Annotated in this window: 15 protein-coding genes; 10 read left to right on the top strand and 5 right to left on the bottom strand. The window is 69.2% G+C overall.

Features of this window, described 5'->3' with window-relative positions; genetic code table 11:
• Positions 1-10 precede the first annotated feature (10 nt).
• Positions 11-1036: a serine/threonine-protein kinase gene (locus SYV04_RS21815; RefSeq protein WP_422723961.1), complete on the top strand. Its 1026-nt coding sequence runs from the start codon at positions 11-13 to the stop codon at positions 1034-1036.
• Here the strand turns inward: SYV04_RS21815 and SYV04_RS21820 are convergent.
• Together SYV04_RS21820 and SYV04_RS21825 are read right to left on the bottom strand one after the other, a co-directional pair.
• Positions 1008-1688 carry a hypothetical protein gene (locus tag SYV04_RS21820; protein WP_321547786.1) on the bottom strand — a complete coding sequence of 227 codons (681 nt, stop codon included), beginning with the start codon at positions 1686-1688 and terminating at the stop codon, positions 1008-1010. The genes SYV04_RS21815 and SYV04_RS21820 overlap by 29 nt on opposite strands.
• Position 1689: 1 nt before the next feature.
• Positions 1690-2379, bottom strand: coding sequence for a DUF2339 domain-containing protein (locus tag SYV04_RS21825; protein ID WP_340371384.1), 690 nt, complete (start codon positions 2377-2379; stop codon positions 1690-1692).
• A gap of 204 nt (positions 2380-2583) precedes the next feature.
• Here SYV04_RS21825 and SYV04_RS21830 point away from each other — a divergent pair, with 204 nt between their 5' ends.
• Positions 2584-3042 (top strand): TfoX/Sxy family protein, encoded by a 459-nt coding sequence (locus SYV04_RS21830; RefSeq protein ID WP_321547788.1) that lies wholly within the window; start codon positions 2584-2586, stop codon positions 3040-3042.
• Here SYV04_RS21830 and SYV04_RS21835 read toward each other — a convergent pair.
• Positions 3029-4672 carry an AMP-binding protein gene (locus SYV04_RS21835; RefSeq protein ID WP_321547789.1) on the bottom strand — a complete coding sequence of 548 codons (1644 nt, stop codon included), beginning with the start codon at positions 4670-4672 and terminating at the stop codon, positions 3029-3031. The genes SYV04_RS21830 and SYV04_RS21835 overlap by 14 nt on opposite strands.
• 128 nt (positions 4673-4800) lie before the next feature.
• On the opposite strand from SYV04_RS21835, the gene epsC reads away from it, so the two are divergent.
• Positions 4801-5652: a serine O-acetyltransferase EpsC gene (gene epsC / locus SYV04_RS21840; protein ID WP_321547790.1), complete on the top strand. Its 852-nt coding sequence runs from the start codon at positions 4801-4803 to the stop codon at positions 5650-5652.
• Positions 5653-5687: 35 nt separating this feature from the next.
• Positions 5688-6599 (top strand): cysteine synthase A, encoded by a 912-nt coding sequence (gene cysK / locus SYV04_RS21845; RefSeq protein WP_321547791.1) that lies wholly within the window; start codon positions 5688-5690, stop codon positions 6597-6599.
• A 7-nt stretch (positions 6600-6606) separates the two neighbouring features.
• Here cysK and SYV04_RS21850 read toward each other — a convergent pair whose 3' ends face one another.
• On the bottom strand, positions 6607-7869 hold the full coding sequence (locus SYV04_RS21850) for an NAD(P)/FAD-dependent oxidoreductase (protein ID WP_321547792.1): 1263 nt from the start codon (positions 7867-7869) through the stop codon (positions 6607-6609).
• A gap of 181 nt (positions 7870-8050) precedes the next feature.
• Between SYV04_RS21850 and SYV04_RS21855 the strand changes: the two genes are divergently transcribed.
• The 6 genes from SYV04_RS21855 to SYV04_RS21880 all read left to right on the top strand — a co-directional run bounded on the left by SYV04_RS21855 (position 8051) and on the right by SYV04_RS21880 (position 12604).
• Complete coding sequence (locus tag SYV04_RS21855; RefSeq protein WP_321547793.1) at positions 8051-9391, top strand: sigma-54 interaction domain-containing protein; 1341 nt, start codon at positions 8051-8053, stop codon at positions 9389-9391.
• Positions 9392-9515: 124 nt separating this feature from the next.
• Positions 9516-10214: an MBL fold metallo-hydrolase gene (locus tag SYV04_RS21860; RefSeq protein ID WP_321547794.1), complete on the top strand. Its 699-nt coding sequence runs from the start codon at positions 9516-9518 to the stop codon at positions 10212-10214.
• A 5-nt stretch (positions 10215-10219) separates the two neighbouring features.
• Positions 10220-10816 (top strand): rhodanese-like domain-containing protein, encoded by a 597-nt coding sequence (locus SYV04_RS21865; RefSeq protein WP_321547795.1) that lies wholly within the window; start codon positions 10220-10222, stop codon positions 10814-10816.
• Positions 10813-11691: a sulfite exporter TauE/SafE family protein gene (locus SYV04_RS21870; RefSeq protein WP_321547796.1), complete on the top strand. Its 879-nt coding sequence runs from the start codon at positions 10813-10815 to the stop codon at positions 11689-11691. The genes SYV04_RS21865 and SYV04_RS21870 overlap by 4 nt, the downstream gene beginning before the upstream one ends.
• Positions 11688-12131, top strand: a complete 444-nt coding sequence (locus tag SYV04_RS21875; protein ID WP_321547797.1) for a YeeE/YedE family protein — start codon at positions 11688-11690, stop codon at positions 12129-12131. Before SYV04_RS21870 ends, SYV04_RS21875 begins: the two co-directional genes overlap by 4 nt.
• Positions 12128-12604: a DUF6691 family protein gene (locus SYV04_RS21880; RefSeq protein WP_321547798.1), complete on the top strand. Its 477-nt coding sequence runs from the start codon at positions 12128-12130 to the stop codon at positions 12602-12604. Before SYV04_RS21875 ends, SYV04_RS21880 begins: the two co-directional genes overlap by 4 nt.
• Here SYV04_RS21880 and SYV04_RS21885 read toward each other — a convergent pair.
• The gene (locus SYV04_RS21885; protein ID WP_321547799.1) at positions 12564-15035 is read right to left on the bottom strand and encodes an ELWxxDGT repeat protein; all 2472 of its coding nucleotides are present in this window, start codon (positions 15033-15035) and stop codon (positions 12564-12566) included. The two genes, SYV04_RS21880 and SYV04_RS21885, sit on opposite strands and share 41 nt — an antisense overlap.
• Between the last annotated feature and the right edge of the window lie 9 nt (positions 15036-15044).

The following is a 15044-nucleotide window of genomic DNA, read 5'->3' on the forward strand; positions in this document are numbered from 1 at the left end:
GGAGGATCCTGTGCGGCGCAAGGACGAAGACTCGACCGGAGTCACCTACCTGGGCTCGGGAGAAGCCTCTCCCCTGCCCTCCCCGGCTCGTACACCGTCTGGGACATTGATTCAGGGGGCGGTGACGCCGGTGCCCTCCGGCGCGCCCGTGGTGCGTGGGCTGGTGCCTGGGCAGCTCGTCGCCAGCCGCTACCGCGTGGAGCGGTGGCTGGGCGCCGGTGGCAGCGCGACCGTCTATGCCGCCATGGACCTCCAGAAGGGCACCGAAGTGGCGCTCAAGCTGCTGACGGCGCCGGGGCCTGACGCGGCGCTCGTGGCCCGCTTCCGACAGGAACTGGAACACGCGCGGGTGCTCGACCACCCCAACATCCTGCACGTGCTCGATGTGGGGATGGATGGGGAGCGCCACTTCCTCATCGTGGAGCTGCTGCGGGGGATGGACCTGCGGCGCGTGCTGCAGTCGCGGCGCCTCACCCTCGCCGAGTCCCTGCGCTGGCTCACCCATGCCGCGTGCGCGCTGGAGCACGCGCATGAGCACGGCGTGCTGCACCGGGACGTGAAGCCCGGCAACCTCTTCGTCACGCACACCGGGGTGCTCAAGCTGATGGACTTCGGGCTCGCCAAGAGCGAGCACGTGGCGGGCATCACGGCCCAGGGAGCGGTGTTCGGCACGCCCGAATACATGGCCCCCGAGCAGGTGATGGGGACCGCCGTCTCGCCCGCCACGGACCTGTACTCACTGGGCGTGGTGGCCTACGAGCTGCTCACCGGGCAACTGCCCTTTCGTCACACCCAGCCCGTGCCGCTGATGTTCCTGCACGTGCAGCAACAGCCCGTGCCGCCCCGCACCTTGAATCCCCAGGTGCCCGAACCCTTCGAGCGCGTCGTCCTCGCGCTGCTCGCCAAGCAGCCCGAGGCGCGCTACTCGAGTGCCGGAGCATTGCGCTCGGCACTTCGGGAACTCTGGCCGCTGGTGTTGCCAAGCGTGCCCAAGGTCCGCCCGACGACTACGGGCCCTCGGATCGAGCACGTCTGAGCGTCACGTCCACGGGTGCGCCTTGCGGCAAGCGCGAGAGGTGCATGAGCTGATGGGGGGTGTTGCACAGCTCGATGTGCTGGCCCCCGGGGTGGAGGAAGTAGAGCGCCCGGGGAGCCTGGAAGGCCGTTGGGATGGAGACCTCCTGAGAGGGCACCACCTGTCGAACCACGCGCCAGTGACGCACCACGGGCCGATGACGCAGGTGGTGGTGTACCTCCACCGTCACGGTGTCGACGCCCGCCATGATCCAATCGATCGAGAGGTTCGGGCCATGCTGCCGCCGTTCGCTCAGCAGCGGATAGGCGCGGGCGCCGACGTACGCCGTCACATCCACCTTCGCCCCGTCGAGGGAGCTGAGGAAGTCCACCTCCATCCGGGAGGCATCCATGGGTACGCGGAAGGTGTAGCGCATCCGCCCCATGTTCCGCTCGGTGGCGCCCAGATAGGTGTTCGGCGGATCCACCTCGGTCAGCTGGGCGCGCTCACCGGCGCGGAACTGCTCCACCCACCTGGGAGCCGCCAGGGCGGGGGCCTCGTCGAGCAGCTCCACCCGCTTCCAGCCGGCGGTCTGGTCCGAGGGGGTATAGCAGGGCTGTACGGGACTGCTGGCCAGGACCAGCGCACCGGCCAAGGGGAGCATCGGTCCCATCTCAGGCGCTCCGGGCCGTGGAGCGGGTGGAGAGGTATGCGCCACCGAGCATTAGCAGGCCCGCGCCCGCCAGCCCCACCACGCGCAGCGTGCCGCTGAGGTGCGTGGTGTCATAGATGAGCGCCTTGCCCAGGGAGATGGCGACGAAGGCGAAGCCCGCGTCGCGGATGACGGCCTCGCCGCGCTTGCGACCGTGGAGCACCAGGGCCACGCCCGCGACGAGCCAGCCCAGGGTGAGCACGAGGCGACGGGCCACGTCATCCTCCGCGAAGCCCAGGGTGAGGAAGTGGAAGTAGAAGGCCCAGGACGCGGCGATGGCCGCCGCCGTCAGGCCGTACCAGGTGAGGAAGGACTGGACGCGATCGGGCTCCTCCGCCGAGCGCCGAGAGCGCCAGACGGCGAAGGCCGCGGCGACGAGCGTCACCGCCAGGCCGATGAGCAGCAGGCCGGACTTGGTGGCCGCGTACCAGGCGCCTCCGAGCACCGCGGAGGTGAGCACGAGGATGGGCCCCGCCAGGGGTCGCTCTCGGGGCACACCGGCAGCGGCGAGGCCCACGGCGCCCACCGCCACCACGCCGAGCAACATCTCCGAGGGCACCTGCAGGTCCCTCCAGAGAAACACCGCTGCGAGCGCCAAGAGCCCCACGCCCGCGATCGCCAGGACACGCACATCCCACTTCGTTCCGTTCATCCGAGTTCTCCTCCGTATGGCGGAGGGGCATTGCAGCGCGCGCGCCAACGGTTGACGCACGGCGGCATGGGGACTTACGAGGGCGGGTGTGCAGGGCTGTGCAGAGGGACGCACAGCCCCGCGGCGCGCGCATGCACACAGCCATCCCCCTGACTCCAGGAGAGCGCTAGGGTCCGGGCGCCACACAACCTGGGAGGTCACCTCATGCCTCAGTTGGACAGCTTCGTGCAGTACACCCTGGAGTTGTTGGAGCCGCTCGGGCCGGTGCAGGCGCGCGCCATGTTCGGCGGCTGGGGCGTGTACTCCGGCGGGATGATGTTCGGGCTCATCGGCAACGGCCGGCTCTACCTCAAGGTGGACGACGTCACCCGCCCGGCCTTCGAGGCCGCCGGCTGCGAGCCCTTCGTGTACGACAGCGGCAAGGGCAAGCCGCCCGTGGCCATGTCCTACTGGACGCCCCCCGCGGACGCGAGCGACGACTCCCACGCGCTGCTGCCCTGGGCTCGCCGCGCGGTGGAGGCGGCCCAGCGGGCCGCTGCGAAGAAGGCCCCTGCCAAGGGCAAGGCCAAGGCCAAGAAGGCACCCGCGGCAAAGAAGACCGCCAGCAAGGCCGCCGCCCCCAAGAAGCCCGCCCGCACCGCGAAACGGCTCAAGCGGTCTTGATGGCGTCCGCGGTCTGAAGGCCCAGCTCGGCCACGGACACCTCGCGCATCCGGAACTTCTGCACCTTGCCGGTCACCGTCATCGGGAACTCGCCCACGAACTTCCAGTAGCGAGGCACCTTGAAGGTGGAGATACGGCCGGTGCAGAACGCCACCAACTCCGCCTCCGTCAGCGTGACGCCCGGCTTCGCCTTCACCCAGGCCATCACTTCCTCGCCGTACTTCGCGCTCGGAACGCCGATGACCTGGGTCTCGCTCACGCCCGGGTGCGTGTGAAGGAACTCCTCCACCTCGCGCGGGTAGATGTTCTCCCCTCCCCGGATGATCATGTCCTTGATGCGGCCGACGATCTTCACGTACCCGCCCGCATCCATCGTCGCCAGGTCCCCGGTGTGCATCCACCCCGCCGTGTCGATGGCGAGCCGGGTGGCCTCGGCGTTGTTCCAATACCCGAGCATCACGCTGTAGCCCCGCGTACACAGCTCTCCCGGCGTGCCCTGGGGCACCACCGCGCCCGTCTCCGCGTCGACGATCTTCACCTCGACGTGCGGGTGGACCCGCCCCACCGTGGAGACGCGCCGGTCCAGCGGATCATCCAGCGAGCTCTGGGTGGACACGGGCGAGGTCTCCGTCATGCCGTAGCAGATGGTCACCTCGCGCATGTTCATCCGCGACTGCACGTTCTTCATCACCTCCACCGGGCAGGGCGAACCAGCCATGATGCCGGTGCGCAACGTGGACAGGTCGAACTCCCCGAACCGCGGGTGGTCCAGCTCCCCGATGAACATGGTGGGCACGCCGTAGAGCGAGGTGCAGCGCTCGGCCTGCACCGCCTCGAGCACCGCCAGCGGCTCGAATGCCTCGCCCGGAATCACCATGCACGCGCCATGGGAGGTGCAGGCCAGGTTGCCCATCACCATCCCGAAGCAGTGGTAGAAGGGCACGGGGATGCACACCCGATCCTCCGGGCCGTAGCGCAGCACCTCTCCCACGAAGAAGCCGTTGTTGAGCACGTTGTGGTGCGACAGCGTGGCGCCCTTGGGAAAGCCCGTGGTGCCCGACGTGTACTGGATGTTGATCGGATCATCGAACTGGAGTGACGCCTCGCGGGCCTCCAGCTCGCGCGCGCTCGCCCTCTCCCCGCTGGCCAGCAACCGCTCCCAGTCGTCCTCCAGCACCAGCGCCTGCCGCAGCTGCGGGCAGCGGGGACGCACCTCCTCCAACATCTGGCGGTAGTTGGCCTGCCGGAAGCCTCGCGAGAGCAGCAGCACGCTCGTGCCGGACTGGACCAGCGCGTACTCCAGCTCCGCCGTCTTGTAGGCGGGGTTGAGGTTCACGAGGATGGCCCCCACGCGTGCCGCGGCGTACTGGGTCACCACCCATTCGAAGCGGTTGGGAGACCAGATGCCCACCCGGTCCCCCTTCTGCACGCCGGCCGCCATCAGCCCGAGCGCCACCCGCGTGGTCAGCTCCCAGAGCTGCCGATAGGTGGCTCGAAACCCCTGCGAGCGAACCACCAGCGCCTCGCGCTCCCCGTACCGCTCCACGGTGCGGCGGAGGTTCTGCCCCAGGGTGTCTCCCAGGAGCGGCGTGACGCTGGTGCCATGAGCGTAGGAAGGAGCGGAGGCCATGGCCGATCATCCCCCCACGCGCCCGGCACGCGGAGTGAAAAGCCTTGGAGCAGCGCACCATTGAACCATCCGTTATAGTGGAAAAGCCTCCGTTCTTCTGCCCGGGTTGGGTTAACGTCGCGCTCCCCATGGATGCCCCTTACGACAGGCTGTTCTCGGTCCTGCTGGAGAGCCGCGAGCGCCAGTGCTTCCCCTCGGAGATCCGCACCGCCGCGCCGGAGTTCGTGCAGCACGTGCTGGGGCTGCTCTTTCCCCACTTCGCCGAGCGGGTGGAGTGCGGCGCGGCCGCCGTGCGGCGCGACGTGATGGCGGTGGAGGCCAACCTCGTCCGGCTGCTGGCCCTGCTGGGGCCCCTCTACCCGGGCACGGACGCCACCATCCCCCAGCGCTTCATGGAGGAGCTGCCGGACATCTATGACTTCCTGCGGCAGGACGCCCAGGCCATCTACGAGGCGGATCCGGCCGCCCGCAGCGTGGACGAGGTGCTGCTCACCTATCCGGGCTTCTACGCCATCGCCATCTTCCGCGTGGCGCACGCGCTGCACGCGCTGGGCATGCCGCTGCTGCCCCGGCTGCTCACCGAGTTCGCCCACCAGCGCACCGGCGTGGACATCCACCCGGGCGCCACCATCGGCCGGCGCTTCGTCATCGACCACGGCACCGGCGTGGTGATCGGCGAGACGACGGTCATCGGCGACGGCGTGAAGCTCTACCAGGGCGTGACGCTGGGCGCGCTCGTGGTGGAGAAGAGCCTGTCGGACAAGAAGCGCCACCCCACGTTGGAGGATGACGTGGTGGTGTACGCCAACGCCACCATCCTCGGCGGCGGCACCGTGGTGGGCCGCGGCAGCATCATCGCCGGCAACGCCTGGCTCACCCAGAGCGTGCCGCCCCAGTCCGTCGTCAGCCGTCGTACCGAGGTGCGCCACCGCACCTCCAGCGCCGCCGAGGAACTCGGCGAGCTCGAGTTTCACATCTGAACCGCGAAGTCCCTCAACCCCCGAGGCTCACCCGAATGAAGGCCGCCAACATCCTGCAGACCATTGGCAACACCCCGCACGTCCGTATCAACCGGCTCTTTCCCTCGCGCGTCGAGGTGTACATGAAGCTGGAGCGGGCCAACCCGGGTGGCAGCATCAAGGACCGCATCGCCCTGTCGATGATCGAGGACGCCGAGCAGCGCGGCATCCTCAAGAAGGACAGCGTCATCATCGAGCCGACCAGCGGCAACACGGGCATCGGCCTGGCCATGGTGGCGGCGGTGAAGGGCTACAAGCTCATCCTGGTGATGCCCGAGTCCATGAGCCAGGAGCGGCGCCGGCTGATGGCCGCCTACGGGGCCACCTTCGAGCTCACCCCGCGCGCACAGGGCATGAAGGGCGCCATCGCCCGCGCCCAGGAGATGGTGACGCAGACGCCCAACGCGTGGATGCCTCAGCAGTTCGAGAACGAGGCCAACATCGAGGTCCACAAGCGCACCACGGTGAAGGAGATCCTCCAGGACTTCCCCGAAGGGCTCGACTACCTGATTACGGGCGTGGGCACCGGCGGCCACATCACCGCGTGCGGCGAGGAGCTGAAGAAGACGTGGCCGAAGCTGAAGGTGTTCGCGGTGGAGCCGGTCAAGTCGCCCGTCATCAGCGGCGGGCAGCCCGGGCCGCACCCCATCCAGGGCATCGGCGCGGGCTTCATCCCCAAGAACCTGCGCACCAGCGCCATCGACGGAGCGATCCAGATCCCCGAGGAGGAGGCGTTCGACTTCGCTCGCCGCTCGGCGCGCGAGGAGGGCATCTTCGTCGGCATCTCGTCGGGCGCGGCGCTGGCGGCGGTAAACCGGAAGCTCGCCGAGATTCCGGATGGCAGCCGGGTGCTCACCTTCTGCTACGACACGGGCGAGCGCTACCTCTCCATCGAGAACCTCTTCTAGGGCCCGCTCAGGCGAGCCCGCGCAGCATGAACCCCCAGTAGAGCCTCGGCAGGCCGTAGCGCTTCATCAGCCACATGTCGTGCCGCTCCTGGAGGGTGTTGATGAGCGGGAAGCTCGGAGTGGGCTTCCCGTCGTAGTCGAACTCGGCCAGCAACAGCCGGCCGTAGCCCGTGGTGAGCGGGCACGAGGCATAGCCGTCATAACGCGCCACGGGCTCGCGGCCCGCCATCACCGCCAGCAGGTTCTCCACCAGCACGGGCGCCTGCTTGCGGATGGCGGCGCCCGTGCGCGAGGTGGGCAGGTCCGAGGCGTCTCCCAGCGCGAACACCTCCGGGTAGTCCGGGTGCCGGAGCGTGTACTTGTCCGCCTTCACCCAGCCCTTGCTCGGGCCTTGTTGGTGCGCCAGGGGACCGCGCTGGATGAAGTCCGGCGCGCTCTGCGGCGGCGTGACGTGCAGCAGCTCGTAGGGGATGACCACCTGCTCCTGGCCGCCCTCCCCGCGCGTCACCTCGAAGACGGCTTCGCGCTTGTCGCCCCGTACCTCCACCAGGTTGTGCTGGAAACGCGTGTCGATGCCGTAGCGCGCCACCACGCCCTGGAGCACCTCGGCGAACGGCTTGACGCCGAAGATGGCCTTGCCGGCCGAGCCGAAGATGACCTTCGCCCGAGAGAGCTTCCCGGTGCGCCGCCAGTGGTCGGCCGCCAGGTACATGATCTTCTGCGGAGCCCCGGCGCACTTCACCGGCGTGGCTGGGTGCGTGAAGAGCGCGGTGCCCCCCTGGAAGCCACGGATCAGATCCCACGTCTTCGGCGCCAGCGCGAAGTCGTAGTTGCTGGACACGGAGGGCGTCTTCAGCGCCTCGCGCAGCCCCCGCACCTTGTCCCAGTCGAGCTGGATGCCCGGCGCCACGACCAGATAGTCGTAGCCCACGCGCAGGCCCTCGGCGGTGCGCACCTCGCGGGCGACGGGGTCCACCTCCACCGCCCGATCCTGGATCCACCGCACGTCCCGGGGGATGAGGCGCGCCTCGTCCCGCACGGTGTCCTCCGCGCGCGCCACGCCCGCCCCCACCAGCGTCCACATCGGCTGGTAGTAGTGCTGGCGGGAGGGCTCGATGATGGCCATGTCCTTCACGCCCCGGCGCCGCAGCCGCGCCGCCACGGAGATGCCCGCCGTGCCTCCGCCAATGAGCACGACGCGGAAATGCTCACGCGCGGGTACCAGGGCGATCGGTGAAGCAGGAGCCTGGGTTGTCGGAACAGTGCTCATGGAGTCTCCCTCACTGGAACGTTTGGGTTGGGTCTCTCCCCGTAGAGCAGGGACCGTGCCAGGGAGGTCCCGCGTCGGTCCTCGCCTGGGCGCGCAAACCTTGCGCCTGGGCGCTCTCTCCTGAAACGCTTCACGAAACGTTGCTGAAACGCCCGGCTGCCTGGGTCAGGAGAGAACATCCATGAAGAGCGGTGCCAGGCTCCTGCCTGAAGAAGTGCTGAGGCACTCGCTGAGGGCCCTGGAGCTGTTCGCCGGTCCCACCGTGCTGCTCGATGCGCAAGCCCGGGTGCTCGCGCTGGGAACCGAGGCACAGGCCCTGACCGAGAACCGCCTGAGCCCTGGGCAGCGACTCCATGAGGGCTTCGCCAAGACGGCGGAGAATGAACTTCAGGCGGCGCTGCGCTCGCCACGCGAGGCGGTGGTCTCGCTGGCGGGCCCCACGGCCAGCCCGAGGACACGGGCGCTCCGGGTGCGCGCCACGCCCTTGGCGGAAGAAGGTCGGAGCACGGGCTGGGCCGTTCACCTGTCCCCCTGCCACGTGGACCCCAACAGCCGCGAGGAACTCTTCCACGGCCTGTGGACACAGGACCTGCGGATGCGGCGGCTCTTCCGCATCATCGAGAAGGCCGCGCGGACGGAGGCCAATGTCCTGGTCCGAGGCGAGAGCGGCACCGGCAAGGAGCGGGTCGCCACCGCCCTGCACGCCCTCTCGTCCCGAGCCCGAGGCCCCTTCCGGGCCATCAACTGCGCGGCGCTCTCCCCCAGCCTTCTGGAGAGCGAGCTGTTCGGTCATGTGCGCGGTGCCTTCACGGGGGCCGTACGCGACAGCCCGGGTCACTTCCGCCTGGCCCAGGGAGGCACGCTCTTCCTGGACGAGGTGGCGGAGCTGTCTCCGGAGCTGCAGGCCAAGCTGCTGCGCGTGCTGGAGACTCGCACCATCATCCCCGTGGGCGGGCGCGAGCCCATCTCGGTGGACGTGCGCATCGTGGCCGCCACCCACCGCGCCCTGCGCCAGGAGGTGGAGCAAGGCCGCTTCCGCGCGGACCTCATGTACCGGCTGCGCGTGGTCCCCATCTTCCTGCCGGCCTTGCGCGAGCGCCCGGGCGACATCCTCCCGCTGGCCGAGCGCTTCCTCGCCGAGCTCAACGCCCGCGGGAGCCATCCCGTCCTGCGCATCTCCGCCCAGGCTCGGCGCCAGCTCCAGGAGTATGCCTGGCCCGGCAACGTGCGAGAGCTGCGCAACGTCATGGAGTACGCCCACGTCATGAGCGAAGGGCCCACGCTCACGGAGGCCGAGCTGCCGCCCGAGTTCAACGAGCAGGCACGCCCCGCGCGTCTACGTCGCTCCCTCGCCAGCCCTGCTCCCACCGCCGTACAGCCTCGGGACCTCCACCTGGAGGACATCCACCGGGCACTCGAGCAGACCCAGGGCAACCGTGTACGCGCCGCCTCCCTGCTGGGCATCAGCCGCGTCACCCTGTGGCGGCGACTTCGCGAAGGGCAAGGGGCCAAGGCGCGCTGAAACGTTGCATGAAACACTTCCGCAACGCTTGGAGCTGGCCCGCTCGGGTGAGGTCGGCTTGGCACGAGGGGGATTCCTGCTGGCACGCGGCTCGCAATGAGAGTTCGGCCGGAGGGATGACGCCGTGCTCTTTCGTCAGCTTTTCGATCCCGAGTCCTCGACGTACACGTATCTGGTCGCTGATCCGACGACCCGGCAAGCCGCCCTCATCGACCCCGTGCTGGAGCAGCTCGAACGGGATCTCACGTTGGTGAAGGAGCTGGGTCTGACGCTGACGCACGTGCTGGAGACGCACGTCCACGCGGACCACGTGACAGCCTCGGGGCAGCTGCGCGAGCACACGGGCTGCCAGGTGGTCGCGAGCCAGGGCGGAGCCTCCTGCGCGGACCGGCACGTTCGGCACGGCGAGAGGGTGAAGGTGGGCGAGCTCTCCTTCCAGGTGCTCTCCACGCCAGGCCATACGGACGACAGCGTGAGCTACCTGCTGGGAGACCGTGTCTTCACGGGGGACGCGCTCATGGTGCGCGGCACTGGCCGCACCGACTTCCAGAACGGCGACGCCGGGCAGCTCTACGACTCCATCACCCGCACCCTCTTCACGCTGGCGGATGAGACGCTGGTGTACCCCGCCCACGACTACAAGGGCCGCACGGTGACAACGATCGGCGAGGAGAAGCGGTTCAACCCGCGCCTGGCCGGCAAGGACCGCGCCGCCTTCATCCAGCTCATGGACGAGCTCCACCTGCCGCCCCCGAAGAAGCTCGACATCGCGGTCCCCGCCAACCGCTCCTGTGGCCTCGGCCCGGCGCTTCCCCAGGTCTGATCTTCATGCATTCGGAACGCATCCTCTCCGTGGCTCCCGCTGGCCTGGAGGATCTGCCAGCTTCCGTGCGTCGCATCGACGTGCGCGAGCCCTCTGAGTTCGCGGGGCTCCTCGGCCGCCTCCCGCGCACCGAGTTGATTCCCCTCGCCAGCCTCCCAGCGGCCGCCGAGTCCTGGGCGCGCACCTCACCACTCCTCCTCATCTGCCGATCGGGAGCGCGCTCCTTGAAAGCAGCGCAACTGCTGACGACCAGCGGCTTCACCACGCTCTACAACCTGGAGGGTGGAATGCTCGCGGTGCGCGAAGCGGGCTTCACGGTAGAGGGGCCGTCCCAGCCCATGCACACGAGCCCTGGACAGATTCGGGAGGCCTTGTGTGCCGCGCTGCGAGAACTCTACCCCTCGCCTCCCCCGTATGAGTCGCTGTTCACGGACCACACCTCAGCCTCCCACCCGAACCGTCAGGAATTCCTCGGCGCCCTAGAACGACTGCGAGCGCGGGCCCACGCGGACAGGCTGGAGGCCCATGCCATCGACACGCACATGCGGCATCTGAGGGATCTGGTGGCGCTCCTCCAGGAACAGCAGGCGTGGGTGCCATGACGACGCTGCTGCTCGGTGCCGCCCTCATGCTGGTGGCGGGGCTCTCGCTGGGGCTGCTCGGCGGCGGCGGCTCCATCCTGACGGTGCCCATCCTCGTGTACGTGCTCGGCATGGAGCCACGGAGCGCCATCGCCACCTCCCTGGTGGTCGTCGGGGTGACGAGCGCGACGGGCATGCTCTCGCATGCGCGGGCGGGTCGTTTGGAATGGCGGGTGGGCCTCCTCTTCGGCGCGGCGGGAATGGTGGGAGCGGCGGTCGGCGGTCGCGTCGGGAAGTTCGTTCCCCCGGCGCTGCTGCTCGTCGCCTTCGCGGGCATGGTGCTCGCCACGGCCATCGCCCTGTTGCGCTACCACCCGGCTCCGGTCTCCCTTCCCATGGGGTCCGCGCGGCAGCGCTTGTTCGTGGTGCTCCGCAACGGCTTCGGCGTGGGCCTCCTGACCGGCCTGGTCGGCGCGGGCGGAGGCTTCATGGTGGTGCCCGCCCTGGTGCTCTTTGGCGGACTCTCCATGCCGCGAGCAGTGGCCACCTCGCTCCTCGTCATCACGCTCAACTCGGCCTCGGGGCTCTTCAGCGCCACCCAGTCCGGCGCGCCCGTGGACTGGGTGCTGGCCGGGGGCATGTCGGGGACCGCCATCGCCGGCTCGCTCGTGGGAGCCCGGCTGGGTCGTGGCCTCTCCCCCGAAGGGCTGCGCACCGGCTTTGCGCTCTTCATCGCGGCGCTCGGTGTCTTCATCCTCACCCGCGAGCTCGCTACGCTCGTCCATGTCACCTCCGGGAGGGCTGCCCTGGCGGGTGGCCTCTCCGCCGGAGCGCTTATCCTGGTCAGCGCTCCCCTCTTGAGGAGACGCTGGGTACGCGAGCAGCCTTCTCCATGATGACCTTCCCCATGCACCCCTTCATCACCGCCCTCATCGGGGGCGCGCTCATTGGCCTGAGCGCCTCGCTCCTTCTGCTCTTCAACGGCCGCATCGCCGGCATCAGCGGAATCGCGGGAGGACTCCTCTCCACTCCCAACCGGAGCGAGTGGGCCTGGCGGCTCGCCTTCCTGTGCGGACTGCTGGGAGGAGGGCTGCTGCTCCGGGCCTTCTGGCCTCATGTGCTGGGGGCGCCCATCGTGTCCGGAGCGGCCTGGGTGGTGGCCTCCGGGCTCCTGGTGGGATTCGGCACGCGGCTGGCCAACGGCTGCACCAGCGGGCATGGCGTGTGCGGTATCTCCCGGGGCGCCCCACGCTCCCTCGTGGCCACCCTCACCTTCATGGCCACCGGCGCCATCACCGTCTTCCTCGTCCGCCATGTCCTCGGCGGTGCGCCATGAGCACGTGGGTCACGGCGGCGGTGGCAGGGCTCCTCTTCTCGCTCGGCCTGGGTATGGGAGGCATGACGGATCCAGCCCGAGTCCAAGGCTTCCTGGACTTCACGGGCGCCTGGGATCCCACCCTTGCCTTCGTGATGGGCGGCGCGCTCGCGGTCCATGCTCCCTTCTCCTGGCTCATCCGCCGCCGGAGCGCTCCGGTGCTGGCCCCTGCCTTCCCCGAGTTGTCGAAGACACGGGTGGACGGGCGGCTCCTCCTCGGGGCCTCGCTGTTCGGCATGGGCTGGGGACTCTCCGGCTACTGTCCGGGCCCGGCCCTGACCTCTCTCGTCACGGGAGGCGGAATGGTGGCCCTCTTCGTCCTCTCCATGTTGGGAGGCATGTGGCTCTTCGACAGCCTCTCCAACTCCTCCGGCAGGGCGAAGAAGAGACAGACTACCGAGCGCGTCGGCGAGCCCACACGGGAAGCAGCATGAGCACCACCCACGCCAGGCTCGCCGCTCCTCCGGGCCCGGATTGGCAGCCGCTCTTGGGCGCCTCGGGGCTCAGCTCCACCGTCACCGTGAAGGTACAGCTCGCCGTCTTCCCGCCCGCGTCACTCGCGGTGGCGGTCACCACCGTCTCTCCCAGAGGCAAGGTGCTGCCGAAGGCAGGGCTGTAGCTCACCTCGGGCTCCGTGAGGTTGTCCGTCGCGCTCACCCCGGAGAAGCTCACCACCGCCCCCTCCTCCGTCGAGGCCTTGGCGTACTGCGGGCCTGGACAGGTGATGGACGGATCCACCCTGTCGATGAGGTTGACGCGGAAGGTGCATTGGGAGCTGTTGCCCGCCACATCCTCCGAGGAGAGGGTGACGAGCGTGTCCCCCACCGGGAAGGTGCTCCCGGAAGGATGGCTGGCGCTCACCTGCGGCGGGGAGACGGCCTCCTCCACCTGGGGCTCATAGGTGACGACCAGCTCCTCCGCGCTCGTGACCACCCGCGCCACATCCGGCGGGCAGGTGAGCCGCGGCGCTGTCGTGTCCCGAATCTCGACCGGGAAGGTACAGCGGGACTCCTTCAACGCCGCATCGCGCGCGACGACCTCGACGAGCGTCGTCTGGATCGGGAACGTGGTCCCGGGGGCCTGGCTGTACTCCAGCGCCACCGTGCTCGAGACGGCGTCGCTCGCCACCACGAAGTAGTTGGCCACCGCGCCCGCCGCGCTCGTGGCCTCCTGCTGCACCCGCTCCGGACACAGCAGCAGCGGAGGGGTGGTGTCGTTTACGCGCACCTGGAAGGTACACATGTTGCGGTTCCCCCCCAGGTCCCTGGCGGTGACGCTCACCGGCTGCGCCCCCACGCCGAAGGCATGCCCGGAAGGCAGGGAGTAGTTCACCGTGAGGCCCGAGAGAGCGTCATCCAGCACGGTCGCGGGTGGGTAGGAGACCACCGTGCCCTGGGAGCTGACGGCCTCCACCTCCAAGTCCCCCGGACAGGCGAGGCTGGGCGTGGAGCAGTCCACCCCGCCGAACGGCAGGACAAACAGCTCCTCGCCCCTGGAAGGATCCGTCGCCACGAAGAAGAGGCTCTGACCGGAGAGCACGAAGCCGTGGGGACTGGAGCTCCCGGCCGGCATGAGGTCCGCCATCCGGAAGGTGCCCTCGGGCGTCCCGTCGCTCCTCCAGGGCTCATTGCCGGAGACGAGATCATCCAGCGACATCAGGAGCATCCCCGGCCCCGGCGTCAGCGACCAGTCCGGCGGGTTGCCCATGGGAACGATGTCCTTCACCAGCCGGGTCCCATCCCTCGTCCCGTCGCTGCGCCACAGCTCCAACCCGCTCACGCCGTCATTGGCCACGAAGAACAGGGTGTTGCCCATGGCGGTGAGCGTCTGGGGATCCGAGCCCGAGTTGCCCGCCTGGATGTCCTTGACGATGACGGTGCCGGCGCCCGTGCCATCGCTCTTCCACAGCTCCTTGCCAGACACCCCCTGAACCTCCAGCACGAAGAAGAGCGTGTTCCCCATGGCCTCGAGGTCCTGCGGGGAGGGATCATTGGGGCCGGTGAAGTCCTTGACGAGCGTCACCCCCGTGCCGTTGCTCTTCCAGAGCTTGGCGTTGCCCGTGGCACTGCCCTCGACGGCGGTGAAGAAGAGCGTCTGCCCCACGGGCGTCAGCTCACCGGGAAAGCTGGACTCGATCCCGGGAGCGAGGTCCGCCACGCGCAGGGTTCCCAGATCCGTCCCATCGCTCTTCCACAGCTCATAGCCGCTGTCGCCGGTGCTGCTGTCCCGACCGTTGGCCGAGAAGAAGAGCAGGTTGCCCATCGCCGTGAGGCCCGTCGGGTACGAGCCCCCCAGGCCCTCGGCGATGTCCTTGACGCGCACCGTGCCCGAGGGCGTGCCGTCGCTCTTCCACAGCTCGACGTCGTCGTTCGGCCCTTCGTACGCCACGAAGAACAACGTGCTGCCCACGGCGGTGAGCTCGGCGTTCAAGGCCGGCACCATGTCCGGGAAGCTCTTGAGCCGCACGGTGCCCACGTCCGTCCCATCGCTCTTCCACAGCTCCAGGCCCACGGGCCCCAAGGGCACCAGGAAGAACAGGGTGCTGCCCACGGCGGTGAGCTCTCGGGGAGAGGCATTGGCGCCCCCCGGCCGGATGTCCGCCACGCGCTGGGTCCCCGCCTCGGTCCCATCGCTGCGCCACAGCTCGACGCCGGACACGCCATCGTCGGCGGCGAAGAACAGCGTCCCATTCACATCCACCAGCTCGGAGATGAAGGAGCTGTCGGCGCCGGGAGCGATGTCCCGCACCACGACCGGCGCGGCACACGGCTGGGTCGACCCCAGCGCCGCCGCCCTGTGCCAGGGCCAGAAGCTCGCCGCCACGAGGAGCAGGAGGAACAACCGCGGGTGTGTCGCGCGCTGCATGGTTCCGCT

Source organism: Hyalangium ruber (assembly GCF_034259325.1).
GTDB classification, from domain to species: domain Bacteria; phylum Myxococcota; class Myxococcia; order Myxococcales; family Myxococcaceae; genus Hyalangium_A; species Hyalangium_A rubrum.